This window comes from Salinispora pacifica CNR114 (assembly GCF_000514775.1).
GTDB classification, from domain to species: domain Bacteria; phylum Actinomycetota; class Actinomycetes; order Mycobacteriales; family Micromonosporaceae; genus Micromonospora; species Micromonospora pacifica.
Map to the genome: position 1 here is coordinate 74,574 of NZ_AZWO01000018.1, position 24,482 is coordinate 99,055.

The following is a 24,482-nucleotide window of genomic DNA, read 5'->3' on the forward strand; positions in this document are numbered from 1 at the left end:
ACACGATGAAAGCTCTGGTGCTCTGCGATCCAGCTGGTCGGCTGTTGTTCTGTGGCGAGACCCGTCCGGGCTCGATGCACGACCTCACCCAGGCCCGAACCGCCGGGCTCGTCGACCTTCTGCTCCAGGCGCCGCTCGGGGTTCAGGTCCTCGCCGACGCCGGCTACCAAGGACTGGGCGCCGACACCGCCGGCGCGGTGATCACCCCCAGACCCACACCGCGAAAAGGGCAGAAGTCGCTACCGCCGAGCGTCATCGCCGCCCATCACGCGGCCCGCAAGCGACACTCCTCCCAGCGGATCCGCGTCGAGCACGCCATCGGACACCTCAAGAACTGGCGGATCCTGGCCCGCTACCACGGCCGACGCGAACACTTCGACGCCACCATCCGCGCCGTCGCGAGCCTGCTGTCCGACCACCAGCACACCGATCACACTGAGATCACCACCAGGCCACTCAAGGCCCTCCCAACCACACCTCACCACCGATGAGATGACGAGGCCGTCCCCTGCCAATCGCGCACGAGGTCGTTAGACCGGCTTAGGGTGTCTCACCTAAAAGAGATGTTCGCTGGTGTCGCTGAGCAAAACATCGAGATTGAAGAGTCGAACGCGCTACGGCACGCCGCTGTCGATGAGCTTAAGACACTCAAGGGGCGGCAGCGTCGCCGTATAGCGCGTGCCGCTATTGCGGAGATGCCCCCGTTCCGTCGCCCAGCGGGGCCAACAACGCAGCGACACATCAGGGCGACGCTCCGCGCAGCCCTCAACGATGCGATCAGTCAGGAGCTGATCACGTTTAACCCTGCCGCACACGTCGAACTTGATTCGGTAAAGCGCCCGAAGGCGCTTGTGTGGACTGATGACCGGGTGGCGCAATGGCAGGCTACCGGCGTGAAACTGTCACCGGTCATGGTGTGGACACCCTCGCAAACCGGCGCGTTCCTCGATTCGGTCAGTGGTGACGACCTGTACGCGCTCTTCCACCTGATCGCGTTCCGGGGGCTACGCCGGGGCGAAGCGTGTGGGCTACGGCCAGAAGACCTAGACCTCAAGGCACAAACCCTCACCATCGCTACTCAACTTGTGGCGGTTGGTGGTGTGGGGATTGAGGAGAACGCGCCGAAAAGCGACGCCGGGGATCGCGTCGTGGCATTGGACCGGGACAGCGTGCGTGCGCTCAAACGCCACCTCAAGCGGCAACGCAAGGCACGCGAGAAGGCCGGAGCGGCATGGGTGGACAGCGGCCGGCTATTCACCCGGGCGACCGGGGCGTGGTTCGAGCCAGACTGGCTCACAGATCGGTTTGAGCGGCTAGCCCGAAGGGCTGGGCTTCCGCCGATCCGGTTGCATGACCTTCGTCACGGTGCGGCAACGATCGCGCTCGCGGCGGGAGTCGACCGGAAGGTGGTACAGGAGATGCTGGGCCACGCGTCCATCGGGCTCACCTCGGACACCTACACCTCGGTCCTGCCGGAGGTGGCGCACGATGCGGCGGAGGCTGCCGCGCGTCTGGTGCCCAGGCAGAAGCGCTCCCGGGCTCACCCGGGCTCACACGAGCCCAACAGTTCGACCGGTACCGATGGATGCGCCGCCTGAGGCGGTGGAAGCTTCCACCGCTCGATGGCATGACAATACACTCCCGGGCTCACATCGGGCTCACAATGGCCCACTGATCGATGGCCATGGAATAAGAAGATCGGCCAATGTTCCAGAAACCCCAGGTCAGGGGCTATTTCTGATGGTGCGCCCGGCAGGATTCGAACCTGCGGCCTTGGGATTAGAAGTCCCCTGCTCTATCCGCTGAGCTACGGGCGCGTGCCGCGGAATGTCGCCCGAGAAGGGTACCGCCGGGGGCCCGGTCGACGGGGGAGCGGGTGGTGGTGACCGCGTCCGGCGGCAATCAGGCCGGCGGTGCCGTCGACTTCGCCTCGGCGGCCTGGCGGGTCGTCGGTGGTGCCGCCTGCGCTGGCGGGCGTCGTCCGCTGTCGATGCTCCCGGTGCCGAGGAATCCGTCGACCCATCGTCCGACCTCCGTCAGGACTCTGTCGCGGACGGTGGGCGCGGAGAGCGTGAGGTCGTGCAGCCCACCGTCGACCCGGAGCAGGGTGACGTGCTGGCCGAGCAGGGGCGCCCAGCGCACCATGTGCTCCACATCCAGCACCGAGTCAGCGCTGGCGGCCGCCTCCCGCCACTTTAGCCCCTTGAAGCTGCGCGTCGAGGCGGCCACGAGCATCGGTGCCGGGATGTCCAGCCCGGCACGGAGCTGTTGCTGGCCCCGCCGGATCGCGGCCAGCCAGCCCGCCCGGATCGGGAAGCCGCCGAGCGGTTTCCAGGCGAGGTCGTAGTTCCACTCGCCGCGGTGGTTGGCGTGCAGGCTTTCGCCGTAGACGGTGCTGAGGCCGTTGGCGAGGGTGCGCTTGGGCGACCGGTGCGCCAGGCGGGCGACGGCCGCCGCTGCGGGGCGCCGCAGCACCCAGGGGAGGTTCAGGTCGAAGAAGGGACTGTTGAGGAAGAGCCCGTCAACCACACCGGCGTCCCGCCGGGCGTGCGCCCAGAGCGAGACGATCAGGCCGCCGGTGGAGTGGCCCATGCCGAGCAGGGTGTCGTGCCCGTCTTCCGATTTGATGATCTCTACGGCGGCGTCCAACTCCGTGAAGTAGTCACCGAGGTCCAGGCAGAAGTTCGCCGTCTGGTGCGGGAGCAGGCTGCGACCGTACTTGCGCAGGTCCAGGGCGTAGAAGTCCCAGCCCTGGGCGGCGAAGTGGTCGGCGACGTGGGTCTGGAAGAAGTAGTCGACAAATCCGTGCACGTAGAGCACCGCACGGTTGGTGGGTCGGTCGGCACGACGGCGTACCAGGGTCGCCACCACCGGCCCCTCGTCATCGGTGCCCAGGTCGATTGTGTGCCGCTCGTAGGGCGGCCCCAGCACGTCTGGTTCCACGACTCTGACGGTACGCCGGCGAGCTACCGGACGGTAGCCCTCCTCCCGGCGTGGTGCTGGAGGAGGGCCGGGTACGTCCGAGCTGGTGGTGGTGCGGCCGTCAGTCGTCGGGGTCCTGTGCTCCCCCGGGTGGCGGGCTGGTGTCGCGTAGGTGCTTGTTGTGCCGGGGCTCCTGGCGGGTCTTCGCGTCGTTGAGGCGGCGGCGCAGGTCGTCCCGGACGTCGTTGAGCGCCGCCTGCAGGTCCTCCTCCGCCGAGGTGGTGACGATCTTCTGCCGGCCGGCGATCCAGCACTCCAGGGTGACCTTCTGCCCCTTCGTCTCCCGGTTCTTGACCGATACCTCCAGCTCGGTGGCGTCGGCGTGGAAGCTGGCGAGCCGGGCGTCGAGCATGCCGAAATGGTCGGCGATCCAGGCCCGATCGCCCTGCGCGAAGCCGGCCCCCACCCGGAGGCACTCGTTGACGGTGGCCGGGTTGGTGACCCCGCTCATGACCGCGCCTGGCCGGTGCCGGTGGTGATCGTCATCATGATCACTGACCCCTTCGTCCGGTTACTTTCTTTCTGATCCAGGTGTACCCAGTTTTTTCCGTTCCGGAACATGGTCAATTCTGCTGCTTGCTCCACTGCTGTCCCAGGGCCAGAGGCCCCTAGCAGACGGGCCTTTGAACAGGTTGTTGTCCACACCCTGCTCCGTTGTCCACAGCTCACCCCAGCGCGATGGCAGTGCCCGACGGGGCCGGACAGGCTCAGGCCGAGCAACTCGCGATGACAACCTGATCCGGGAGGGACGATGTTCGACACCCACGTCACGGTGATTGGCACCGCGGTGACCGCGCCCGAGTGGCGGCGCACCAACCAGAGCCAGACCCTGGTGGCCAACTTCAAGGTGGCCTCCACCGCGCGCCGTCTCGACCGCGAGAGCGGTCGCTGGGTTGACGGCAACAGCCTCCGCCTTCGGGTCAACTGCTGGCGTCGGCTCGCCGAGGGGGTCGTGACCTCGGTGATGGTCGGCGACCCGGTGATCGTCTCGGGGCGGCTCCACACCCGGGACTGGACCGACGATGCCGGCAGCCATCGGACCCACTACGAACTGGAAGCCGTCGCGGTCGGGCACGACCTCTCCCGCGGTCGGGGTCGGTTTCTGCGTAACCGACCGGTGGCCACGACCGGCGCAACGGCAGATACCACAGCTGATCCCACGGTGGACCCCACGGCCGAGCTCCCGGTGGATGCCACAGCGCAACTGCGGGTGCCCGGTGCGCCGACCGAGTCGGCATCGGTTGCTCCCGCCAACCAGCAAGTTGACCAGCCAGTCGACGAGGAGGTCGAGCGGCCCGCCTTGCCCGATCCCCCGCCCGTCGCCAGTGCTGACATGGATCTCCTGGACGCCCCGACTGCTGAGGCGGACCGGGAAGACGCTGGTTCTGGTCAGACCGACGGGTCCGCCGCCGCCGGGATCCCGCACCCGCCAGTGGAGGTGACCGACGGTGCCAGCCAGAGCGCAGAGCCGGCACCCAGCGGTAGCCGAGCCCGAAGGGGCCGGGGCCGGGTGTCCGTCTGACGGCGACCAGTCTCGGGCGTTGGTTGGTGCCGGCCCGCGGGGGTCTGGTGGGAAGGGCGCGACGGGGGCGGGGTGGGGTGCCGGCCGCCGTGGGCCGTCACCCCGCGCGTCCATGTCGCCGCCCGGCTCCGTCCGCCGCCGAGGGAGCAAGCGAGACGGTCGGGCAGGCCGGACGTGGGGCTCGGCTACGCTGACCGGCCGGAGGTGATGGCCGGTGCGGCAGGCGACAGTGGCGGGGCTCGTCGCGGGGTACGCGGTGGATGCGCTGGTCGGCGACCCTCGCCGCTGGCATCCGGTGGCCGGGTTCGGCCGCGCGGCGAGTGCCCTGGAGCGGCGGATCTACCGGCCGGACCGGGCGGCCGGCGCGGCCTACACCGCGCTGGCGGTGGGGGTGCCGGTGGTGCTCGGTGCCGCGGCGACGGTCGCCACCCGAGGGCGCCCCTTTGCGCGAGGCGCGGTCGTGGCTGCTGGCACCTGGGCTGTGCTCGGCGGGCGCACGTTGCACCGGGAAGCGGCGGTGCTCGGTGCGGCGCTGGGCGATGGTGACCTGCCGTCGGCCCGGCAACGCCTGGGACACCTCTGCGGGCGGGACCCGTCAACGCTGGACGAGCCGGAGCTGGCCCGCGCCGCCGTCGAGTCGGTGGCCGAGAACACCTCCGACGCCGTCGTCGCCCCGTTGCTCTGGGGCGCGGTCGCTGGCCTGCCCGGGCTGCTGGGCTACCGGGCGGCGAACACCCTCGACGCGATGGTTGGCCACCGCTCCTCCCGGTACGCGCGTTTCGGCGCCCCCGCGGCCCGCCTCGATGACCTGCTCAACCTCGCTCCATCCCGGCTGACCGGACTGTTGACGGTCGCCGTGGCGCCGCTGGCCCAAGGGGACCGGGAGCGGGCCTGGCGGGTCTGGCGCCGGGACCGGAACGACCACCCCAGCCCCAACGCCGGGCAGTGCGAAGCGGCGGTCGCCGGGGCGCTCGGCGTCCGGCTCGGCGGGCGCAACGTCTACGCCGGCCGGGTCGAGGTGCGTCCATTCCTCGGCGACGGCCCCCGTCCAGACGCGAGCCACCTTCCTCGCGTGGCCCGGATCTCCGCCGCCGTTGGGCTCGCCACGCTCGGGCTCGCGACGGCGTACCCGTTGACCGTGGGGCGGCTGCTCTCCGCCGTGGGCCGCCGGGCGATCAGCGGCGGGAAACAGGTCGTAGGCGGGCGGCGGCGGTGAGCGGCGGACTGCTGGTCACCGGGACCACCTCGGACGCCGGCAAGAGCGTCCTCACCGCCGGGATCTGCCGCTGGCTGCACCGGCAGGGCGTGCGGGTGGCGCCGTTCAAGGCGCAGAACATGTCCAACAACTCGGCGGTGGTGGTCGGCCCGGACGGGCGCGGCGGTGAGATCGGACGGGCGCAGGCGATGCAGGCAGCGGCCTGCGGCCTCGCCCCGGAGCTGCGGTTCAACCCGGTGCTGCTCAAGCCGGGCAGCGACCGGAGCAGCCAGGTGGTGCTGCTCGGTGCGGCGGTCGACACCCTCACCGCCGGGTCGTTCCGGCAGCTTCGCCCCCGCCTCGCCGAAACCGCGTACGCGGCCCTGGCCGACCTGAGGGCCGCCTACGACGTGGTGATCTGTGAGGGCGCGGGTAGCCCGGCGGAGATCAACCTACGGGCCGGGGACTACGTCAACATGGGGCTGGCGCGGCACGCCGGCCTGCCCGCGATCGTGGTCGGGGACATCGACCGGGGCGGGGTGTTCGCCTCCATGTTCGGCACGGTGGCCCTGCTGGAGCCCGCCGACCAGGCGTTGGTAGCCGGATTCGTCATCAACAAGTTTCGCGGCGACCCGGGCCTGTTGGCCCCGGGCCTGGACATGCTGCGCCAGGTCACCGGAAGGCCCACCTACGGGGTGCTGCCCTGGTCACTTGACCTCTGGCTCGACGCCGAGGACTCGCTGGCGTACGGGCGGGTACTCGGCCGTCCGGCCGCGCCCCACGGCCAGGACTGGCTGGACGTGGCCGTGGTCCGGCTGCCCCGGATCAGCAACGCCACCGACGTCGAGGCGCTCGCCACCGAACCGGGTGTGCGGGTGCGCCTCACCGTCGAGCCCGCCGAACTCGCCGCCGCCGACCTGGTCGTGCTGCCCGGCTCCAAGGCGACGGTGGCGGACCTGGCCTGGCTGCGCCAGACCGGCCTCGCGGATGCCGTGCTCGCCCACGCCGCCACCGGGCGGCCCCTGCTCGGCATCTGCGGAGGCTTCCAGATGCTCGGCCGCCACATCCACGATCCGGTGGAGAGCGGGCAGGGCAGCGTACCCGGCTTGGGGTTGCTGCCGGTCGAGGTCACCTTCGACCGAAGTAAGACGGTCCGGCAGTCGACCGGCACCGGGTGGGATGGCGTCCCGGTCCACGGCTACGAGATCCACCACGGGTACGTCTCGGCCGCCGCCCCCGACCTCGACGCGCTCTTCGCGTACGCCGACGGCACCGGTGAGGGCGCGATCGCCGGGGCGGTGTACGGCACCCACTGGCACGGCGCGTTCGAGTCGGACGGGTTCCGTCGCCGCTTCCTGACCGAGGTGGCCCGGCAGGCGGGCCGACACGGGTTCCGGGCGGCCCCGGACACCTCCTTCGCCGGCGCCCGCGAGCGTTCCCTGGACCTGCTCGGGGATCTGGTCGAGGAGCACCTGGACACCGCCGCCCTGTGGCGGCTGATCGAAACCGGACCGCCACCGGGCCTGCCGTTCATCCCGCCGGGCGCACCCGACGGGGGCCCGGCCGTCTGACCCGGCAGCCAGCCGATGGGGGTCAGCCTGACGGGAGGCGGCCGTCTGACGGGGAGCCGGCCGTCTGACGGGAGTTGGGCCCAGTGTCAGTCGCGGACGTCGGCGGGGTGGTCGGAGAGTGGGAGTCCCGCCTCCCGCCAGGCCTGCACCCCGCCGATGACGTCGGTGGCGCGACGTAGGCCCAGCGCGCGTAGGCCCGCCACGGCCAGGCTGGAGCTGTAACCCTCCCGGCACACCACCACGACCTCCCGGTCGTACCGGGTGGCCTCCGGGATCCGCCAGGTACTGGCCGGGTCGAGCCGCCACTCCAGCACCGCCCGCTCGATGACGATCGCACCGGGCAGCTCACCCTGCTCCGCCCGCTGCCGTTCGGTGCGGGTGTCGATCAGCAACGCCCCGGCGCGGATCGTCTCGACGGCCTGGTGTGGGGTCAGCCGGCGCACTCCGGCGCGGGCCTGCTCCAACAGGGCATCAACGCCTGGGCTCATCACGCTGTGGGACACCAGCCGATCATGCCGCCCGCGCCCGGCGACGCGCGGTCGAACGGCGTCGGCCAGCGGCACGACCGCCCGAACGGGCGACGGACCGAGGTGGCGCGGCTCCGCCGCCGGATACGGTCAGGCCGTGGCGGTAGCGGTGATGGAGTCGTACGCCCGGCTGGCAGAGCGGGTGTGTGCGGCGCCGGCGCGGTTGGGAAAGACCCGGCTGGTGGCGGTGGACGGACCGAGCGGCGCGGGCAAGAGCTGGTTCACGGCGCAGCTCGCCGATGCGCTCGCCGCCGGGCCGGGCCGGGCCCGCCCGGTGGTGATTCACACCGACGACCTGCTCGACGGCTGGGCTGACCAGCTCACCTTCTGGTCCCGGCTGGAGGAGTGGGTGCTGGCGCCGGTGCGGGCGGGACGGGTGGGGGAGTACCGGCGGTTCAGTTGGGTCCGGCATTCGTTCCTGCCCCGCCCGGTGCCGGTGCCGGTGTCACCGGTCCTGCTGCTGGAAGGGGTGAGCGCGGCGCGTGCCGCGGTGGCGCCGGAGTTGAGCCTCGCCGTGTTCGTGACCGCCCCGGAGCAGCTGCGGCTCACCCGGGCGGTGACCCGGGACGGCCCCGGGATTCTGCCGGAGCTGCGTCGCTGGCACGCGGGTGAGCGGGCCCACTTCGCGGCCGACGGCACCTGCGGCCGGGCGGACCTGGTGGTGGACGGTGCGCCGGTGTTGCCCCACGACCGCGCCCGGTACTACCTGCGGCGAGGCTGGTCGGTAAGGCCGGCATACGATGCCGGTCATGACAACACCGATCATGTCCGAGTCTGACCTGCGGGCCGCGCTTGAGCGGGAGCTGCCCGGCGTCCGGGCGGACCTCGAGCGCCTCGTCCGGATCCCGAGTATCGCGTTCGACGGCTTCGACCACACCCACGTGGAGCGTTCCGCGGCAGCGGTCGCGGAGCTGCTGCGGGACTGCGGCCTTGAGGTGCGGCTGGCCCGCGCTGGTGGGCAGCCGGCCGTGATTGGGACGAAGGCGGCGCCGCCCGGTGCCCCGACCGTGCTGCTCTACGCCCACCACGACGTGCAGCCGGTCGGTGACCGGTCGCTGTGGGAGTCGGACCCGTTCGAGCCGGTGGAGCGGGACGGCCGCCTCTACGGCCGCGGCGCCGCCGACGACAAGGCGGGCATCATGGCGCACATCGCGGCGCTGCGGGCATTCGGTGACTCGCTGCCGGTGGGCGTCGTGCTGTTCATCGAGGGCGAGGAGGAGTACGGCTCCGACTCGTTGGCCGGGCTGCTCACCGAGTACCGGGACGAGATCGCCTCGGACGTCATCGTGATCGCCGATTCCACCAACTGGGACATTGGCGTGCCAGCGCTGACCACGTCGCTGCGCGGAATCGTGAACTGCTTCGTCGAGGTCCGCACGCTGGAGCACGCCGTACACAGCGGTATGTACGGCGGCCCGGTGCCGGACGGGCTGACCGCGCTGGCCCGGCTGCTCGCCACCCTGCACGACGACGCCGGGAACGTGGCCGTGGACGGGCTGGTCAGCCGGGGCGGTGCGGCGGTGGACTATCCGGAGGACCGCTTCCGCGCCGAGGCGGGGCTGGCGGAGGGCGTGCAGTTCATCGGCACCGATCAGATCACTGACCGGCTCTGGACCAAGCCGGCCCTCGCGGTACTCGGCATCGACGCGCCGGCCACTGGGGAGGCGCCGAACGCCCTGGTCCCGGCCGCGAAGGCCAAGCTCAGCCTGCGGTTGGCGCCGGGTGATGACCCCAAGCGGGCGTACGCGGCGCTTCGCGCGCACCTGAGTAGGCACGCTCCGTGGGGCGCGCAGGTGTCGGTCACCCTGGAACACGACGGCGACCCGAGCCGCATCGACGCCTCCGGCCCGATGTTCGATGCGGCTCGCTCGGCGTTCCGTACCGCCTGGGACGGCACCGACCCGGTGGACATCGGGGTCGGCGGTTCGATCCCGTTCATCGCCACGTTCCAGGAGATGTTCCCGCAGGCCGCGATCCTGGTGACCGGTGTGGAGGATCCATACGCCCAGGCGCACGGCCCGAACGAGAGCCTGCACCTGGGGGAGTTCGCCCGGGTGTGCCTGGCCGAGGCGCTGTTGCTGCGGAACGTCGCCGCCGCTGGGCGGGACTGAGCCGCAGCGGGGGTCTCCAACGGCAGGTTTGACCCCTGGGCAGGGCTGACCTCTGGGCAGGGGCTGACCCGGCACGGCTGAGCCGGGCGGGTTGGCCTCAGCGTTGCGGAGCGGGTCTGCGGGCGGACGCGTCGGCGGTGGGTGGATCCCCCCGCCGGCGCGTCCCAGCCGTCCCGGGTGTCGGAACCATAACGTCCTGTTCTGGCGGGGCGTTTCCGGCGTGTCGGTCACCCGGTTGGTATAGCCTTCGTACATGAGTACGAACGAGGTGATGGCCCGCCTGGAGGCCGCCGTCAGTGCTTTGGGAGACGTTGACGTCTCCGCGTGGTCCGATGAGTCACTCAAGGAGCGGCTCGGTCAGCTCTCTGTCGCGCTGGTCGCACTCGATTCGACGCTCGCCCGGGTCGCTGACGGGGTGCGCGCCCGGGGCCTGCGCATCGAGGAGCCCGTTTCGTTCTGATGCCCGCCTGCCCGCCTGCCCGCCACACCGGTGCCGCTCGCCGGCGATGCCGGTGTGGCGGCGTGGACGTCGCACCCGATGGTCAGGCCAAGGTTGCTTCGGCCGTCCGGTCGGTGGGACGTTCGCGCACCACGCCGGCCCGTCGCTGGGCCTCCCGCCGGGCGAAGTAGCCGAAGCCGAGCAGCGTCATCCCGGCGAAGATCCACCACTGTACGACGTACCCGTAGTTCTGCCAGCTGTTCGTGTAGCCGACCGGGACCGTCTGGAAGGTCGGGTCGGCGGCTGGGGTCTGCTGATCGAGTAGCACATATCCGCCGTAGATCGGGTACGGCAACTCCCCGGCCAGCTTGGGCAGGCTGACGCGGCGGGTCTCCAGTTTGCCGTCACGGCTTGTGACCGGGAGCGAACCGCCCTCACCGGCGCGGATTCGGCCGGTCACGGTGACCGTGCCGGCGGGGGCCGTGGGCACGGTCGGCTGGACGGTGGCGTCCCCGCCCGGTGTGGGCGGGATCCAGCCCCGGTTGACCAGCACGGCCGTGCCGTCGGTCAGCAGCAGCGGGGTCAGTACCTCGAAGCCGACCGTGCGGTCCAGTGAGCGCCCCCGGACCAGGATCACGTTCGCGGCGTCGTACCGTCCGGTGACGTTGACCTTCGTCCAGGTTCGCTCGGTGGTGGGGGCAGGCCCGACGGTGCCCGCTTCCCCGGTCGGGGCGGCTACCGCCTCGGCCAGCGGCACCGGGTCCATTCGCTGGCCGGCATCGATCTGTTCGTTGATCGCGGTGCGATCGCGGTAACGGGCCAGTTGCCAGTCGGCGAGCAACACCATGATCACCGCCGCTACCAGGGTCAGCGCGAGCGCGCCCAGCCAGCGTGGCGTCAGCAGGAACCGGTACACGGCCATGAGGTTACCCGTAGGTGTGGCGGGTCGATCGGTGCGACCGTCGGTGGCCGTTGCCCGCTGCCCAGGCAGGGCACCCAGGTCAGCCGACGATCGCGTCCGAGGGGGGTGTGAAGTCGCGGGTCGGTTTGTCCTCCAGCGCGTCGCGCAGGGTGTTCGCGACCGCGTGGATGGGAATCTGCGACTGACCATCACCGACGGCGTTGAAGGGGTTGTCCGGGTCGGAGATGAAGCTGGCCGCGGCCAGTTCGGGAGTGAACCCGACGAACCAGGCCGACCGGGTGCTGTCGGTGGTACCGGTCTTGCCGGCCACCGGGCGGCCCACGGTGCCGCGGACGCTGTCCGCCGTTGACCAACCGCCGCAGCCACCCCGGGCCGGTGAGTCGCCGGTGGGGCACCGGGCGGCGTCGGTGGCGGCCCGGGCGGCGTCGGCGCTGACCACCTGGCGACAGCGGGGCTTGGCGACCTCCCGTTCGATCCCGCCGGCGGTCCGGAAGATTGTCGGGGTGCCGTCCCGGTTATAGATCGCCTGCACCGGGATCGCTTCGCAGTACCGGCCCTCGGCGGCGACGGCACCGTAGGCGTTCGCCATCTCCAGCGGGGTGGCGTCGGAGACCCCCAGGGTGAAGGCACCCCAGGTCTTCGCGTTCGCCGGCGCGGCGTGGTGTCGGTCCACATCGGTGCGCCAGCGCAGCCCCAGCTGCTCGGCGAGGCGTACCGCCCGGTCTGCCCCGACCTGCTCCTCAAGCCATACGAAGTACGTGTTGACCGATTTTCCGAAGCCGGACCACATGGTCTGCATACCGGACATGGCGCCGCTCGCGTTCGACGGGGCCCAGCCGTTGTAGACCTCCGACCGGTACCGGTACGGCGCGTTGAAGCTGGTGTTCAGGGTCATGCCCGAATCGAGGGCGGCGAGCAGCGGGAACATCTTGAAGGTTGATCCTGCCTGGTAGCCGGGGAGGTCACCGCCGCCGAGCAGGGGTGCGACCGTGTTCGGGTAGCTGGCCTTGACCTTCGGGCCGACCTCCGGGTTGGAGCTGAGCGGATTCCCGTCCAGGTTCAGGGAGTAGGTCCGGTTCACCGCCATGGCCTTGAGCCGCCCGGTCCCGGGCTCCGTGACCACGATGCCGTTGGCGTACGGGCTGCCGGTTCTCCCCTTCGTGCCGACGTTCTTCTCCGCCGCCTCCTGAGTCTTCGGGTCCACGCTGAGCACGATCCGGTACCCGCCCCGACGCAGCTTGTCCATCCGTTCCAGGCGGTTCTCGCCGAACGCGGGTTGCGCACTCCACCAGTTCTTCACGTAGTCGCAGATGAATCCCCAGCTGTTCCACTCCTGCGGCACCGATGCGCAGTCGTTGGACGGGTAGCTCAGGGTCAGCTCGATCGGTTCGGACCTGGCGCTGGCGGTGGCGTCCGGTGAGAGGTATCCGAGGTCGGTCATCCGGTCGAGGATGTAGTTGCGGCGGGCGGTCGCCTCCTTCTGGTCGGAGCTGGCCGGGTCGAACCGGGATGGGGACTTGACCAGTCCGGCGAGGGTGGCGGCCTCGATCACGGAGAGGTCCTTTGGGGTCTTGGAGAAGTAGATCTCGCTGGCGGCGTAGATGCCGTAGGCGCGATGCCCGAAGTACGCCGAGTTGAGGTATCGCTCCAGGATCTGCTCCTTGGTCAGCTCCTTCTCCAGGTCCATGGCCAGCCGCATCTCCCGGATCTTGCGCAGGCTGGTCTGCTGGGTCGCCTCCTGTACCTCCTTCGGGGTCGTGGCGCTGTCCCGCAGGGCCATCCGGACGTACTGCATGGTGATGGTGGAGGCGCCCTGGGAGATGCCGTTGGAGCGGGCGTTGGCCACGAAGGCGCGGGCGATGCCCTTCGGGTCGACGCCGGTGTGCTGGTAGAAGCGGGCGTCCTCAGCGGCGATGATGGCCTGCTGGATGTTCGGCGACACGTCGGCGAGCTTTGTGTACTGCCGGTACTCCTCGTAGAACATCGTCAGGACGGTCTTGCCGTCCGGCGCGTAGAGGTACGAGGTCTCGGCTGGCAGGGCGGTTTTGAGGATCTTGGTTTTGTGTTCCATCGCGTGCGCCGTGACCTTGGCGCCGATGCCGGCTGCGGCGGCGATCGGGTAGGCCAGGGCGGCGATGACGATGCCGGCGATGAGTCCGGCGCGGAGAAGTGGGACGAGACGACCGGCGGCAGCAAGGGGACGGTTGCTCACAGGGCTAAGTTATGACATTTCCGATTCGTACTAGAGAAATATTCATTAATCCGTCGTTCGTGATGCGGCCCACGTCACGATGCGCTGTGCCACGCGCCCCCTTCCCGGCAGGATCGCGGTCATGCTTACGCAGTCGAGCGGGGGAGTGGCCGCGCTGCCGGACCACCTGCCTGCCCCGGTGGACAACCCACCGGACGTCCCGGCGGCACCGGAGCTCGACCTTGGCCACCACGGAGATGTCGAAGCCGTACCCGGTCTGGTCGACCTCGCGGTGAACGTGCGCCAGGCCTCGATGCCGGACTGGCTGGCCGACCCGATCACCGCTGCCCTCGGTGACCTGGCCCGGTATCCGGACTCGGCTGCGGCGCGGGCCGCCGTCGCCGCCCGGCACGGTCGAGAACCGGCGCAGGTGCTGCTCACCGCCGGGGCGGCCGAAGGATTCGTGCTGATCGCCCAGGCGCTGCGTGGGATCCGTCGCCCGGTGGTGGTGCACCCGCAGTTCACCGAGCCGGAGGCGGCCCTGCGCGCGGCCGGACACCGGGTCGAGCGGGTACTGCTCGACCCCGGCGACGGATTCCGGCTCGACCCCGCAAAGGTCCCGGTCGATGCCGACCTGGTCCTGATCGGCAACCCCACGAACCCGACCTCGGTGCTGCACCCGGCCGCCGACCTGGCCGCGCTCGCCCGGCCGGGCCGGGTGCTCGTGGTGGACGAGGCGTTCGCCGACACCACCCTCGCGCCCGGAGTAGCCGGCGAGCCGGAGTCGCTTGCTGTCCGGTCCGATCTGCCCGGCCTGCTGGTGGTGCGGAGCCTCACCAAGACGTGGGGGTTGGCCGGGCTGCGCGTCGGCTACCTGCTCGGTGCAGCGGAACTGCTGGACCGCCTGGCCGCCGTGCAGCCGCTGTGGCCGGTCTCCACCCCGGCCCTCGCCGCCGCGACAGCCTGCGCCGGCCCCGAAGCGGTGCGAGCTGAACGCCAGATCGCCGCCGACCTCGCCGCCGACCGCGACCACCTCCTTGCCCGGCTGGCGCCCCTACCGGGGGTACGCGTCGTCGGCCGGCCGGCGAGCGCCTTCGTCCTCATCCACCACCCGGGCGCCGACGCCGTACGCCGTGCCCTGCGGGAGCGAGGCTGGGCAGTGCGCCGCGGCGACACCTTCCCCGGGCTGGGCCCGGACTGGCTGCGGATCGCGGTCCGCGATCCGGCGACGACCGACGCGTTTACCACCGTGCTGGCCGAGATTCTGGAGGGATGATGCTGGAGACGACGAGGGCGGCGATCGGACCGCTCGACGAAGAGGCGATGGCTGCCGCCACGGACCTGCAGCGTCGGCTGACCAAACCCGCGGGCTCCCTCGGGGCGCTGGAAGATCTCTCCATTCGGCTCGCCGGCCTGGCCGGCACCTGCCCGCCGCCGCTGCCCGAGCCGGCCGCGGTGGCGATCTTCGCCGGAGACCACGGTGTGCACGCCCAGGGTGTGACGCCCTGGCCGCAGGAGGTCACCGGGCAGATGATCGGCAACTTCCTCGCCGGCGGGGCGGTGGTCAACGCGTTCGCCCGGCAGGCCGGCGCCGCGGTCACCGTCGTGGACATCGGGGTCGCCACGCCGCCAACGCCGGTTGCGGCCGTACCGTCCGGATCGGGCCCGGCCGGCGGCGCCGGACCCCGGCTGGTCGAGGCGAACGTCCGGCGCGGAACCCGGGATCTGGCCGTCACCGCCGCCCTCACCCGGGAGGAGGCCCGGGCCGCGGTGGAGACGGGCATCCGGGTCGCCGGCGAACTCATCGATGCCGGCGCCGCCATCCTGCTCACCGGGGATATGGGTATCGGCAACACCACGCCGGCCGCCGCGCTGATCGCGGTCTTCGCCGAGGCTGACCCCGCCGCGGTGACCGGCCGGGGCACCGGAGTGGATGATCCGACGCACCAGCGCAAGATCGAGGTGGTCCGGGCGGCGCTGCGCCGGCATCAGCCGGACCCGACGGACCCGTTGGGCGTGCTGGCCGCGGTCGGCGGCCTGGAACACGCCGCCCTGGCCGGGCTGATCCTGGGCGCTGCCGCCCGCCGGGTGCCGGTGCTGCTCGACGGCGTCATCGCCGACTCGGCCGCGCTGGTCGCCGCGGCCTTCGCCCCGGCTGCCACCGGCGCGATGGTGGCCGGCCACCGCTCGGTCGAGCCGGGAGCCACGGTGGCGCTGCGCCGGCTGGGGCTGACCCCCCTGGTCGACCTCGGGCTGCGCCTCGGCGAGGGCACCGGGGCGCTGCTGGCCCTGCCGGTGGTCACGGGTGCCGTCCGCGTGCTGCACGAGGTCGCCACCTTCGACTCGGCGGGGGTGGCGCAGAAATGAGCGCACCGACCGTCCGAACGGGCGGAACGGCGGCGTGAGCGGCAATCCGTACCCGCTCGGTCTGCGGCTGGCCGGCCGGCGGGTGGTCGTGGTCGGTGGCGGAGTCGTGGCCACCCGCCGGGTGCCGGCGTTGCTCGACGCGGGCGCGGACGTCCTCCTGGTCGCGCCGGAGCTGACCCCGGCGCTGCGCGCCCACGCCGACGCCGGGCGGCTGTGCTGGCAGCGGCGGCGGTTCACCGCGGACGACCTCGACGGCGCCTGGCTGGTGCAGGTCGCGGTGGATGACCCGAGCGCCGCCGCCGCGATCAGCGCGGTGGCCGACGAGCGGCGGATCTTCTGTGTTCGGGCCGATGATCGCGCCGCCGCCACCGCGTGGACGCCGGCGGTGACCCGGCAGGGGCCGGTGACGGTGGCGGTTCTCGGCGGCGGTGACCCCCGCCGGTCGATGGCCGTCCGGGACGCCATCCGGGATCTGCTCGCCGCCGGGCCGGGTCGGCTGGCCCCGCCGCCGGCCGGTGCCGGAGCCGGCGGTGCTCCGGGGTCGGTCCGCGTCGATCGCTGGCAGGCCTCGCCGCGCCCAACCCACCGCGGTGGACAGGTCGCCCTGGTCGGCGCGGGCCCGGGTGACCCGGAGCTGATCACTGTCAAGGGGCGGCGGCTACTCGCCGAGGCGGAGGTGGTGGTCGCCGACCGGCTCGTGCCCGGGCTGCTCCTGGACGAGCTGGGTCCCGAGGTCGAGCTGGTGGACGCCGCCAAGATTCCCTACGGCCCGGCCCGTGCCCAGGAGGAGATCAACCGGATCTTGGTGGACCGGGCCCGGGCCGGTAGGACCGTGGTCCGGCTCAAGGGGGGCGACCCGTACGTCTTCGGTCGCGGCGGCGAGGAGCTGCTGGCCTGCGCCGGTGCGGGCGTACCGGTGACGGTGGTACCCGGAGTGACCAGCGCCATCGCCGCCGCGGCCGGCGCCGGTGTCCCGGTGACCCACCGGGCGGTCGCGCACGAGTTCACCGTGGTCTCCGGGCACCTTCCGCCGGATTCGCCCGCCTCCATGGTGCGGTGGGAGCACCTTGCCGGGTTGCGTGGCACGTTGGTGATTCTGATGGGACTGAAGAATCTGGCGGCGATCTCCGCGACGTTGGTCGCCTACGGTCGCCCGGCCCAGACCCCGGCCGTGGTCGTACAGGAGGGCACGACCGACGCCCAACGGACGATCCGCTCAACGCTGGGCGTGGTGGCGGCCGACGTGGCTGCGGCGGGCCTCCGTCCCCCGGCGGTCGTGGTCGTCGGCGACGTGGTCGGCACCCTGGGCTTCTGAGAGCGGCCGGACGCTCGTGGTGGCGGCCCTGCGCCTTTGGTGGCCGCCCGGTGCTCGTGGTGGCTGCCCGACGCGGGCCGCCACCACGAGCCGGGTCGGCCGACGCGGCTCGTGGTGGCTGTCGGGGCCGCAGCTCACTGCTTGAGCATGTTGTCCAACAGCAGGGCGCAGCGGATCACGCCGAGGTGGCTGTAGGCCTGTGGATGGTTGCCCAGCCCGCGCTCGGTCAGCGGGTCGTACTGCTCGGGTAGCAGCCCGGTCGGTCCGGCGGTGTCGATCATCTGGGTGAACAACTCCTCCGCGTCGCCCCGGCGGCCCGTACGCAGGTACGCCTCGATCAGCCACGAGGTGCAGATGTGGAATCCACCCTCCCGGCCGGGTAGGCCGTCCTCCCAGTGGTAGCGGTAGACCACCGGGCCGCTGCGCAGATCTGCCTCGATCTTGAGGACGGTGGAGACGAAGCGGGGGTCGTCCCCGGGGAGCAGGCCGGAGAGGCCGATCCAGAGCGAGGAGGCGTCACTGTCCTCGTGCCCGTACGCGACGCTGTACGCCTCGGCCTGCTCGTGCCAGCCGAACTCGAGCACGTTGGCGCCGATCCGGTCGCGTAGCTCCACCCACTCGGGCTGCTCCGCACCGCCGTGCTTGCGCACCACGTGCAGTGCCCGGTCGACGGTCAGCCAACACATCACCTTCGAGAAGATGTGGTGTCGGGGCGCCAGCCGCGCCTCCCAGATGCCGTGATCCGGCTCGTGCCAGCGGCGGCGGACCGCCTCCACCATGTTCTCTAGCACCCGCCACTCGTCGTCCCGGACGGAGCCGCGAGCGTCGGCCACCGCCGCGATCAGGTCGGCGATCGGACCGAAGACGTCGAGTTGGAGCTGGTGGTTGGCGAGGTTGCCGACCCGGACGGGCCGGGAGCCGGCGTAGCCGGGCAAGGTGTCGATGACCGCCTCGGCGCCCAACTCGTAACCGTCAACCGTGTAGAGCGGGTGTAGCCGTTCGGGGTGCCCACCGGTCCGGTCAACGACTCCGTCGATCCAGCGCAGCAGCGCCTCGGCCTCCTCGGTGGAGCCGAGGTCAACCAGAGCGCGGGCGGTCAGCGCCGCGTCGCGGAGCCAGCAGTAGCGGTAGTCCCAGTTGCGGACGCCGCCCAACTCCTCGGGAAGGGAGGTGGTCGCGGCGGCCAGGATCGAGCCGCTCGGCTGGTGGCACAGCCCGCGGAGGGTGAGCGCGCTGCGGGCGACCAGGTCCCGACCGGTGGTCGGCAACCGCAGCGTGGCCACCCAGTCCTTCCAGGGCTGCTCCGCCGCGGCCTGCCGTTCGTGAATCGGCTGCCGATGGTGTTCCAGGCTGTGGGTGCCGAAGCGCATCTCCAACACGACCGGCCCGCCCGCGGCGGAGAGGTCAACGGTGGCCGTCGCTGTCTCGTACACGCCGTCGCCGACCACCTCCCAGGTGACGCCGGGGGAGTAGAGCGCGACCGGGTGGTTGGAGCCGAGCACCAGCAGCCCGTCGTCGAGCGGTTGGAGCTGGACGGCGACCTGGCCGAACTCGGGCCGGGGGGCGAACTCCAGCTGCGCCCGGCCCCGCCCGGTGAGCACCCGGACCAGGGCCGAGTCGGCGCTGACGATCGCCGGCCCGTCCGGTGTGGTCTCGGTGTCCGGCGTGTCCAGCCAGTCGGTCACGGTCAGGCCGGACCACCGGGTCTCCACGGTCATCGTGTTGGAGCGATAGCGCTGGCCGAGCGGGATGCCACCGCGCTCCGGTACGACGCTGAAGTAGCCGGCGGGGCTGCCGCCGACCAGGTCGGCGAAGATCGCGGCGGAGTCGGGCTTGGGGTTGCACAGCCAGGTGACCTTGGCTTCCGGGGTGAGGAGCGCGACCGTACGGCCGTTGGCCAGCATCGAGTGCCGCTCGATCGGCACCGCCCGCTCGCCGAAGAGCCAGTTCCGTCGGGTCTCCAGCAGCAGGCCGAGGGCGCGGGCGGCCTCGATCGGCTCGGCTACCCGATGCTGCGCCCTGGTCTCGCCGGGCCCGATCTTGATGCCGACATCTGGCCCGTGCAGGTTGCCGAAGGCGTTCTCGTCGGTGACATCATCGCCGATGAACAGCACCGCGCTGGCGGAGAGCTGGGTACGAAGTTGGTCGACGGCGGTGCCTTTGTGGGTGGCGACCACCGACAGCTCGATGACCTCCTTTCCTTGGGTGACGGTGACGTCGTCCCAGGTCGCGGGGCCGTTGCGGACCGCCTCGACGGCTGCGGCGGCGATCTGTGGATCAACCCCGCGGGTGTGTACGGCGACGCTGGCCGGCTTGCGCTCCAGCCGAACTCCGGGGTGGGTGGCGACAATCTCGCGCAGCGCGTCCCGAAGCCGGGTGCGGACGGCGACCAGCTCGGGGGAGAGCCGTTCGACGAAGCCGATGTCGAATTCGGAACCGTGGCTGCCGACGAGGTGGACTTCGCTGGGCAGCCGGGACAGGGCGGCCAGATCCCGTAGCGCCCGCCCGGAGACGACCGCCACATTGGTCTGCGGTAGCGAGGCGAGCGCCCGGACCGCAGCCGCCGCCTCCGGCAGCGGCACGGCCTGGCTCGGGTCCTCGACGATCGGGGCGAGGGTGCCGTCGTAGTCACAGGCGATCAGCAACTGGGGGACGCGGGCGATGCGACCGATCGCGGTGCGCAGCTCCTGCTCCAGGCCGCCACCGACCGGGTTGCCGAGTGTGGTGCCGGTGCTCACGAGGCATCCGGTCCCGGTACGCCGAGTTCGGTGAGGAAGGACTTCGCCCAGTGCCCCACGTCGTGGGTACGCAGATGACGTTGCATTGTCCGCATGCGGCGACGCGCCTCCGGCTTCTCCACGTGCACGGCCCGCAGCAGGGCCTCCTTGACCGCGTCCGGGTCGTGCGGGTTACACAGGAACGATTGGCGCAGCTCGGTGGCGGCGCCAGCGAATTCACTCAGCACCAGCGCGCCGCCTCGGTCGGCGCGCGCTGCTACGTACTCCTTGGCCACCAGATTCATTCCGTCTCGCAGCGGGGTCACCATCATCACGTCGGCGGCGACGTACATCGCGGCCAGTTCGGTGCGACTGTACGACTGGTGCAGATAATGCACTGCCGGTACCCCAACTCGACCAAATTCACCATTTATCCGGCCAACCTCGCGCTCTACCTTGACGCGAAGTGCCTGGTAGTGCTCCACCCGTTCTCGACTCGGCGTCGCCACCTGCACCATAACCGCGTCCGGAACTGTCAACTTTCCGTCAGAGAGCAACTCGCGGAAGGCCTTGAGTCGTAACTCGATGCCCTTCGTGTAGTCGAGCCGGTCAACGCCCAGGATGATCGTGCGTGGGTTCCCCAGTTCCGCGCGGATCTCCTCCGCCCGCGCCCGGATCGTCGGATCCACCGCGAGGCGCTCCATCTCCTGCGTGTCGATGGAGATGGGGAACGCGCCCGCCTTCACCCGGCGGCCGTCGACCTGGATCATCTGCCCCTCGTAGCGCAGCCCGAGCAGGTGCCGGGCCAGCCGGACGAAGTTCTGCGCCGCGAGCCGCTGCTGGAAGCCCACCAGATCGGAGCCGAGTAGCCCGCGGAGGATCTCGGTGCGGAACGGCATCTGCATGAACAGCTCGATCGGCGGGAACGGGATGTGCAGGAAGAAGCCGATCCGTAGGTCGGGGCGGAGCTCGCGGAGCATCGCCGGTACCAGCTGGAGTTGGTAGTCCTGCACCCAGACCGTGGCACCCTCCGCCGCGACCTCCGATGCCGCCTCGGCGAAGCGGGCGTTCACCAGCCGGTAGGTCTCCCGCCAGCGGCGCTTGTAAACCGGGGTCTCGACCGCGTCGTGGTACAGCGGCCAGATCATGGCGTTGGACTGCCCCTCGTAGTAGCGCTCCAACTCCTCCGCGCTCAACGGCACCGGATGTAGCCGGATGCCCTCCAGGTCGAACGGCTCCGGTGCGGCCCCCTTGCCGCCGGCCCAGCCCACCCAGGTCCCGTGGTGCTCGGCGAGGACAGGATGCAGTGCGGTCACGAGCCCACCCGGGCTGCGTCGCCACTGCCGTCCCTCGGGTGTGCTCACCTCGTCAACGGGCAATCGATTGGCCACTACGACAAAGGAGCTGCGGACGGTCACGTTGGGCCACCTCCGGGTGCTGACGAATCCCCCGCGTCGAGCGTACTGAGCGTAGCCGCGGCGTCTGGTGTACCGTGCCGGACTTAACCCACCCGCTCGTCGGCGCACAACCCCAAACGTGATCTTGTCGACACTTTCTGGTGTTCTGCCGGGCGGTCAGGTCGGGTCGCCGGCCCGGCGGGGTGATGTGGGCGCAGCCGGGGTGACCTGTCAGGATTGACGGCGGGCCGGCGTGACCGGCCCGCCGACGGGCGACCTCGGCTCCGCATCCGCGGCGGCCCCGCCCGCGTGTAGACCACACCGTTGATCGATGGAGGGTAGCCCGCACCGTGGCCCAGTACATCTACGTCCTGGAAAAGGCGCGCAAGGCGCATGGCGACAAGGTCGTGCTCGACAACGTGACGCTGAGCTTCCTGCCGGGTGCCAAGATCGGTGTGGTCGGCCCGAACGGCGCCGGCAAGTCCAGCCTGCTGAAGATCATGGCGGGGCAGGACCGGCCGAGTAACGGCGAGGCCCGGCTGATGCCCGGCTACACCGTCGGCATGCTGGCGCAGGAGCCCCCGCTCAACGACGCGAAGACGGTCCTCGGCAACGTCGAGGAAGCGGTTGCGGAGACCAAGGCCAAGCTGGAGCGGTTCAACAAGATCGCCGAGCAGATGGCCACCGACTACTCCGACGAGTTGATGGCGGAGATGGGCCGTCTCCAGGAGGAGCTGGACCACGCCGACGCCTGGGACATCGACTCCAAGCTCGAACTGGCCATGGACGCGTTGCGCTGCCCGCCGCCGGACGCCGACGTGACCCAGCTTTCCGGCGGTGAGCGGCGCCGGGTCGCGCTCTGCAAGCTGCTGCTGGAGACGCCCGATCTGCTCCTGCTCGACGAGCCCACCAACCACCTCGACGCGGAGAGCGTGCAGTGGCTGGAGCAGCATCTGGCCAAGTACGCCGGCACCGTCATCGCGATCACGCACGACCGTTACTTCCTGGACAACGTGGCCGGCTGGATCCTGGAGTTGGACCGGGGACGGGCCGTCGGCTACGAGGGCAACTACTCCACCTACCTGGAGAAGAAGGCGGCCCGGCTGGCGGTCGAGGGCCGGCGGGACGCCAAGATGAAGAAGCGGCTCGCCGACGAGTTGGACTGGGTCCGCTCGAACGCCAAGGCGCGCCAGACCAAGTCCAAGGCCCGTCTCGACCGGTACGACGAGATGGCCGCCGAGGCGGACAAGACCCGCAAGCTGGACTTCGAGGAGATCCAGATCCCGCCAGGCCCGCGTCTGGGCAGCTCCGTGATCGAGGCGCAGAACCTCACCAAGGCCTTCGGCGACCGGGTGTTGATCGACGACCTGAGTTTCTCGCTGCCGCGCAACGGTATCGTCGGCATCATCGGCCCGAACGGCGTCGGGAAGACGACCCTCTTCAAGACCATCGTCGGGCTGGAGCAGCCGACCGCGGGCAGCGTGAAGGTCGGTGACACCGTATCCCTGTCGTATGTCGACCAGACCCGGGCGGGTCTGGCCGGAGACAAGACGGTCTGGGAGGTCGTCTCCGACGGCCTGGACCACCTGATGGTGGGCAAGGTCGAGATGCCGTCGCGGGCGTACATCGCTGCTTTCGGTTTCAAGGGGCCGGACCAGCAGAAGCCGACCAAGGTCCTCTCCGGGGGCGAGCGCAACCGGCTCAACCTGGCGTTGACGCTCAAGATCGGCGGAAACGTGATCCTGCTGGACGAGCCGACCAACGACCTGGACGTGGAGACCCTCTCCAGCCTGGAGAACGCGTTGCTGGACTTCCCCGGCTGCGCCGTGGTCATCTCCCACGACCGGATGTTCCTGGACCGGGTCGCGACGCACATCCTGGCCTGGGAGGGGGATGACCAGAACCCGGCGAAGTGGTTCTGGTTCGAGGGCAACTTCGAAGCGTACGAGAAGAACAAGGTCGAGCGTCTCGGTGCCGAGGCGGCCCGGCCGCACCGGGTTACCTACCGCAAGCTCACCCGCGACTGACTCATGGCGGACCGGTTCCTTTACCACTGCACGCTCCGCTGGTCCGACCTGGACGCGTACGGGCACATCAACAACTCACGCTTTCTTACCCTCTACGAGGAGGCGCGGGTGGCCCTGATGTTCGCCGGGGGGCGGGCCTGGGGCGTCGGCTCGTTCGCCGACGGTGTGGTGATTCGGCGGCACGAGGTGGACTACCTGCGGCCGGTCGACTACGCGCTTGGCCGAGCCACCGCGGAGTCGGCGCCGACGGTCCGGATTGAGCTCTGGGTGTCGGAGATTCGGGTTGCCTCCGTTACCGTCGACTACGAGATGTACGACGGTGAATTGCTGGTCAGTCGGGCCCGGTCGGTGCTGGTGCCGTTTGATCTGAGCCGGCAGCTGCCGCGTCGCCTCTCCGCCGAGGAGCGGGCCTTCCTACGTACCTACCTCATCCAGGAGGGGTCGGCGTGACCGGCCCGGGGACCGTGGGACGGGGCGGTCATCCGCCCACGGTGCCTGGCGGGATGGGGCATGGGTTGACCGGCGTCGCTGACGCGGGCACCTTTCTGACCCGGCTGGTCCGGCTGGATCGGGGGGCGTTGGTACGGTTGCGGCCCGCCGGCGGGCCGGAGGAGCGGACCGCCCTCTGGGCCCGGTTGCCATGGGGGGTGCTGGTGGTCCACACGGTGGCCGGCGGCGGCCCCGGTGACGCCACCGTTTCCGCCGGCGAGCTGTTGGCGGAGCTGGCTGCGGGCGGCTCGGCACTGCCCGTCCGGCGGGACGCGCAGTGGCGCTGGCCGTTGCCGCCGCCCACCAGCCGGCGGGTGGAGACGCTTCCCGCGGCCGAGCTGTGGCGGGTGGCCGAAGCCGCGGCGACGGCCCTTCGGGATGCCGCCGGTCACGGAGTGGCGGGTAGGGCGCTCGGGGAGCGGGTGCTGCGCGATGCGCTCCTGGATCATGTGCCGGTGGTCGTCACTCCGGACGACGCTCCCCGCACGCCGGTCGAGGTGCCCCAGCGGTTGGTCCAGGGCTTGGTGCGGATGGGCTTTCTCGGTGCGCCGGGGGTGGCCGGTGGGGTGGTGCAGGTGCGGGCGGTTGGTCAATGGGTCGGCCTGGTTGGCCCGTACGGGGCAGTTTGGTTGCAGAGGGTGACAGATCTAACTGTTCAGCCTATCCTTGGTCAGCAGTCTGGATGATCCCCCATCGTCCTTCTGTCCCAG

The 24,482-nt window shown here is 70.9% G+C and carries 21 protein-coding genes and 1 tRNA gene; 14 read left to right on the forward strand and 8 right to left on the reverse strand.

The genetic code is table 11. The features are described from left to right. The first annotated feature begins 5 nt into the window (after window positions 1–5). Both B118_RS32840 and B118_RS28265 read left to right on the forward strand, forming a co-directional pair. Window positions 6–491: a transposase family protein gene (locus B118_RS32840; RefSeq protein WP_238323912.1), complete on the forward strand. Its 486-nt coding sequence runs from the start codon at window positions 6–8 to the stop codon at window positions 489–491. Between the two features lie 402 nt (window positions 492–893). Continuing rightward, window positions 894–1,598, forward strand: coding sequence for a site-specific integrase (locus B118_RS28265; protein ID WP_018812249.1), 705 nt, complete (start codon window positions 894–896; stop codon window positions 1,596–1,598). A gap of 143 nt (window positions 1,599–1,741) precedes the next feature. Here B118_RS28265 and B118_RS0113080 read toward each other — a convergent pair. The 3 genes from B118_RS0113080 to B118_RS0113090 all read right to left on the reverse strand — a co-directional run bounded on the left by B118_RS0113080 (window position 1,742) and on the right by B118_RS0113090 (window position 3,433). Next, a tRNA-Arg gene (locus B118_RS0113080) sits at window positions 1,742–1,817 on the reverse strand. An 85-nt stretch (window positions 1,818–1,902) separates the two neighbouring features. After that, window positions 1,903–2,943, reverse strand: coding sequence for an alpha/beta hydrolase (locus B118_RS0113085; RefSeq protein ID WP_018222935.1), 1,041 nt, complete (start codon window positions 2,941–2,943; stop codon window positions 1,903–1,905). A 100-nt stretch (window positions 2,944–3,043) separates the two neighbouring features. Continuing rightward, window positions 3,044–3,433, reverse strand: coding sequence for an HPF/RaiA family ribosome-associated protein (locus B118_RS0113090; RefSeq protein WP_018222936.1), 390 nt, complete (start codon window positions 3,431–3,433; stop codon window positions 3,044–3,046). Between the two features lie 300 nt (window positions 3,434–3,733). Between B118_RS0113090 and B118_RS0113100 the strand changes: the two genes are divergently transcribed. The 3 genes from B118_RS0113100 to B118_RS0113110 all read left to right on the forward strand — a co-directional run bounded on the left by B118_RS0113100 (window position 3,734) and on the right by B118_RS0113110 (window position 7,270). Continuing rightward, window positions 3,734–4,504, forward strand: coding sequence for a single-stranded DNA-binding protein (locus B118_RS0113100; RefSeq protein ID WP_018812247.1), 771 nt, complete (start codon window positions 3,734–3,736; stop codon window positions 4,502–4,504). 214 nt (window positions 4,505–4,718) lie between these two features. Then, window positions 4,719–5,720: a cobalamin biosynthesis protein gene (locus B118_RS0113105; protein ID WP_018222939.1), complete on the forward strand. Its 1,002-nt coding sequence runs from the start codon at window positions 4,719–4,721 to the stop codon at window positions 5,718–5,720. Then, window positions 5,717–7,270 carry a cobyric acid synthase gene (locus B118_RS0113110; protein WP_018222940.1) on the forward strand — a complete coding sequence of 518 codons (1,554 nt, stop codon included), beginning with the start codon at window positions 5,717–5,719 and terminating at the stop codon, window positions 7,268–7,270. Before B118_RS0113105 ends, B118_RS0113110 begins: the two co-directional genes overlap by 4 nt. A gap of 86 nt (window positions 7,271–7,356) precedes the next feature. On the opposite strand, the gene B118_RS0113115 is transcribed toward B118_RS0113110, so the two are convergent. After that, window positions 7,357–7,833 (reverse strand): rhodanese-like domain-containing protein, encoded by a 477-nt coding sequence (locus tag B118_RS0113115; RefSeq protein ID WP_018222941.1) that lies wholly within the window; start codon window positions 7,831–7,833, stop codon window positions 7,357–7,359. Window positions 7,834–7,894: 61 nt separating this feature from the next. Between B118_RS0113115 and B118_RS0113120 the strand changes: the two genes are divergently transcribed. The 3 genes from B118_RS0113120 to B118_RS0113130 all read left to right on the forward strand — a co-directional run bounded on the left by B118_RS0113120 (window position 7,895) and on the right by B118_RS0113130 (window position 10,368). Beyond that, the gene (locus B118_RS0113120; protein ID WP_018222942.1) at window positions 7,895–8,575 is read left to right on the forward strand and encodes a uridine kinase family protein; all 681 of its coding nucleotides are present in this window, start codon (window positions 7,895–7,897) and stop codon (window positions 8,573–8,575) included. Beyond that, the gene (locus B118_RS0113125) at window positions 8,562–9,908 is read left to right on the forward strand and encodes a dipeptidase (RefSeq protein ID WP_018222943.1); all 1,347 of its coding nucleotides are present in this window, start codon (window positions 8,562–8,564) and stop codon (window positions 9,906–9,908) included. Before B118_RS0113120 ends, B118_RS0113125 begins: the two co-directional genes overlap by 14 nt. Before the next feature lie 253 nt (window positions 9,909–10,161). After that, window positions 10,162–10,368 (forward strand): hypothetical protein, encoded by a 207-nt coding sequence (locus B118_RS0113130; RefSeq protein WP_018216694.1) that lies wholly within the window; start codon window positions 10,162–10,164, stop codon window positions 10,366–10,368. An 82-nt stretch (window positions 10,369–10,450) separates the two neighbouring features. On the opposite strand, the gene B118_RS0113135 is transcribed toward B118_RS0113130, so the two are convergent. Both B118_RS0113135 and B118_RS0113140 read right to left on the reverse strand, forming a co-directional pair. Beyond that, on the reverse strand, window positions 10,451–11,269 hold the full coding sequence (locus tag B118_RS0113135; protein WP_018222945.1) for an SURF1 family cytochrome oxidase biogenesis protein: 819 nt from the start codon (window positions 11,267–11,269) through the stop codon (window positions 10,451–10,453). A gap of 79 nt (window positions 11,270–11,348) precedes the next feature. Continuing rightward, window positions 11,349–13,481 (reverse strand): transglycosylase domain-containing protein, encoded by a 2,133-nt coding sequence (locus tag B118_RS0113140; RefSeq protein WP_018222946.1) that lies wholly within the window; start codon window positions 13,479–13,481, stop codon window positions 11,349–11,351. A gap of 121 nt (window positions 13,482–13,602) precedes the next feature. Between B118_RS0113140 and cobC the strand changes: the two genes are divergently transcribed. From cobC to cobA, 3 genes are read left to right on the forward strand one after another with little or no spacing between them, the layout of a single operon-like run. Next, the gene (cobC, locus tag B118_RS0113145; protein ID WP_238323913.1) at window positions 13,603–14,736 is read left to right on the forward strand and encodes an Rv2231c family histidinol phosphate aminotransferase CobC; all 1,134 of its coding nucleotides are present in this window, start codon (window positions 13,603–13,605) and stop codon (window positions 14,734–14,736) included. Then, on the forward strand, window positions 14,736–15,827 hold the full coding sequence (gene cobT, locus B118_RS0113150) for a nicotinate-nucleotide--dimethylbenzimidazole phosphoribosyltransferase (RefSeq protein ID WP_026270863.1): 1,092 nt from the start codon (window positions 14,736–14,738) through the stop codon (window positions 15,825–15,827). Before cobC ends, cobT begins: the two co-directional genes overlap by 1 nt. Window positions 15,828–15,861: 34 nt before the next feature. Further along, entirely contained in the window at window positions 15,862–17,142 is a 1,281-nt protein-coding gene (cobA, locus tag B118_RS0113155) for a uroporphyrinogen-III C-methyltransferase (RefSeq protein ID WP_018812240.1), read from the forward strand. A gap of 134 nt (window positions 17,143–17,276) precedes the next feature. On the opposite strand, the gene otsB is transcribed toward cobA, so the two are convergent. Further along, a complete protein-coding gene (gene otsB, locus B118_RS0113160) occupies window positions 17,277–19,880 on the reverse strand; it encodes a trehalose-phosphatase (RefSeq protein ID WP_018222950.1) in 2,604 nt (867 codons plus the stop codon). Then, window positions 19,877–21,277, reverse strand: a complete 1,401-nt coding sequence (locus tag B118_RS0113165; protein ID WP_026185744.1) for an alpha,alpha-trehalose-phosphate synthase (UDP-forming) — start codon at window positions 21,275–21,277, stop codon at window positions 19,877–19,879. Before B118_RS0113165 ends, otsB begins: the two co-directional genes overlap by 4 nt. 329 nt (window positions 21,278–21,606) lie before the next feature. On the opposite strand from B118_RS0113165, the gene ettA reads away from it, so the two are divergent. From ettA to B118_RS0113180, 3 genes are read left to right on the forward strand one after another with little or no spacing between them, the layout of a single operon-like run. Then, window positions 21,607–23,283 carry an energy-dependent translational throttle protein EttA gene (ettA, locus tag B118_RS0113170; protein ID WP_018222952.1) on the forward strand — a complete coding sequence of 559 codons (1,677 nt, stop codon included), beginning with the start codon at window positions 21,607–21,609 and terminating at the stop codon, window positions 23,281–23,283. 3 nt (window positions 23,284–23,286) lie between these two features. Beyond that, entirely contained in the window at window positions 23,287–23,733 is a 447-nt protein-coding gene (locus B118_RS0113175) for an acyl-CoA thioesterase (RefSeq protein WP_018222953.1), read from the forward strand. Continuing rightward, window positions 23,730–24,458, forward strand: a complete 729-nt coding sequence (locus B118_RS0113180) for a DUF8185 domain-containing protein (protein ID WP_028192880.1) — start codon at window positions 23,730–23,732, stop codon at window positions 24,456–24,458. The genes B118_RS0113175 and B118_RS0113180 overlap by 4 nt, the downstream gene beginning before the upstream one ends. The last annotated feature ends 24 nt before the right edge of the window (window positions 24,459–24,482 follow it).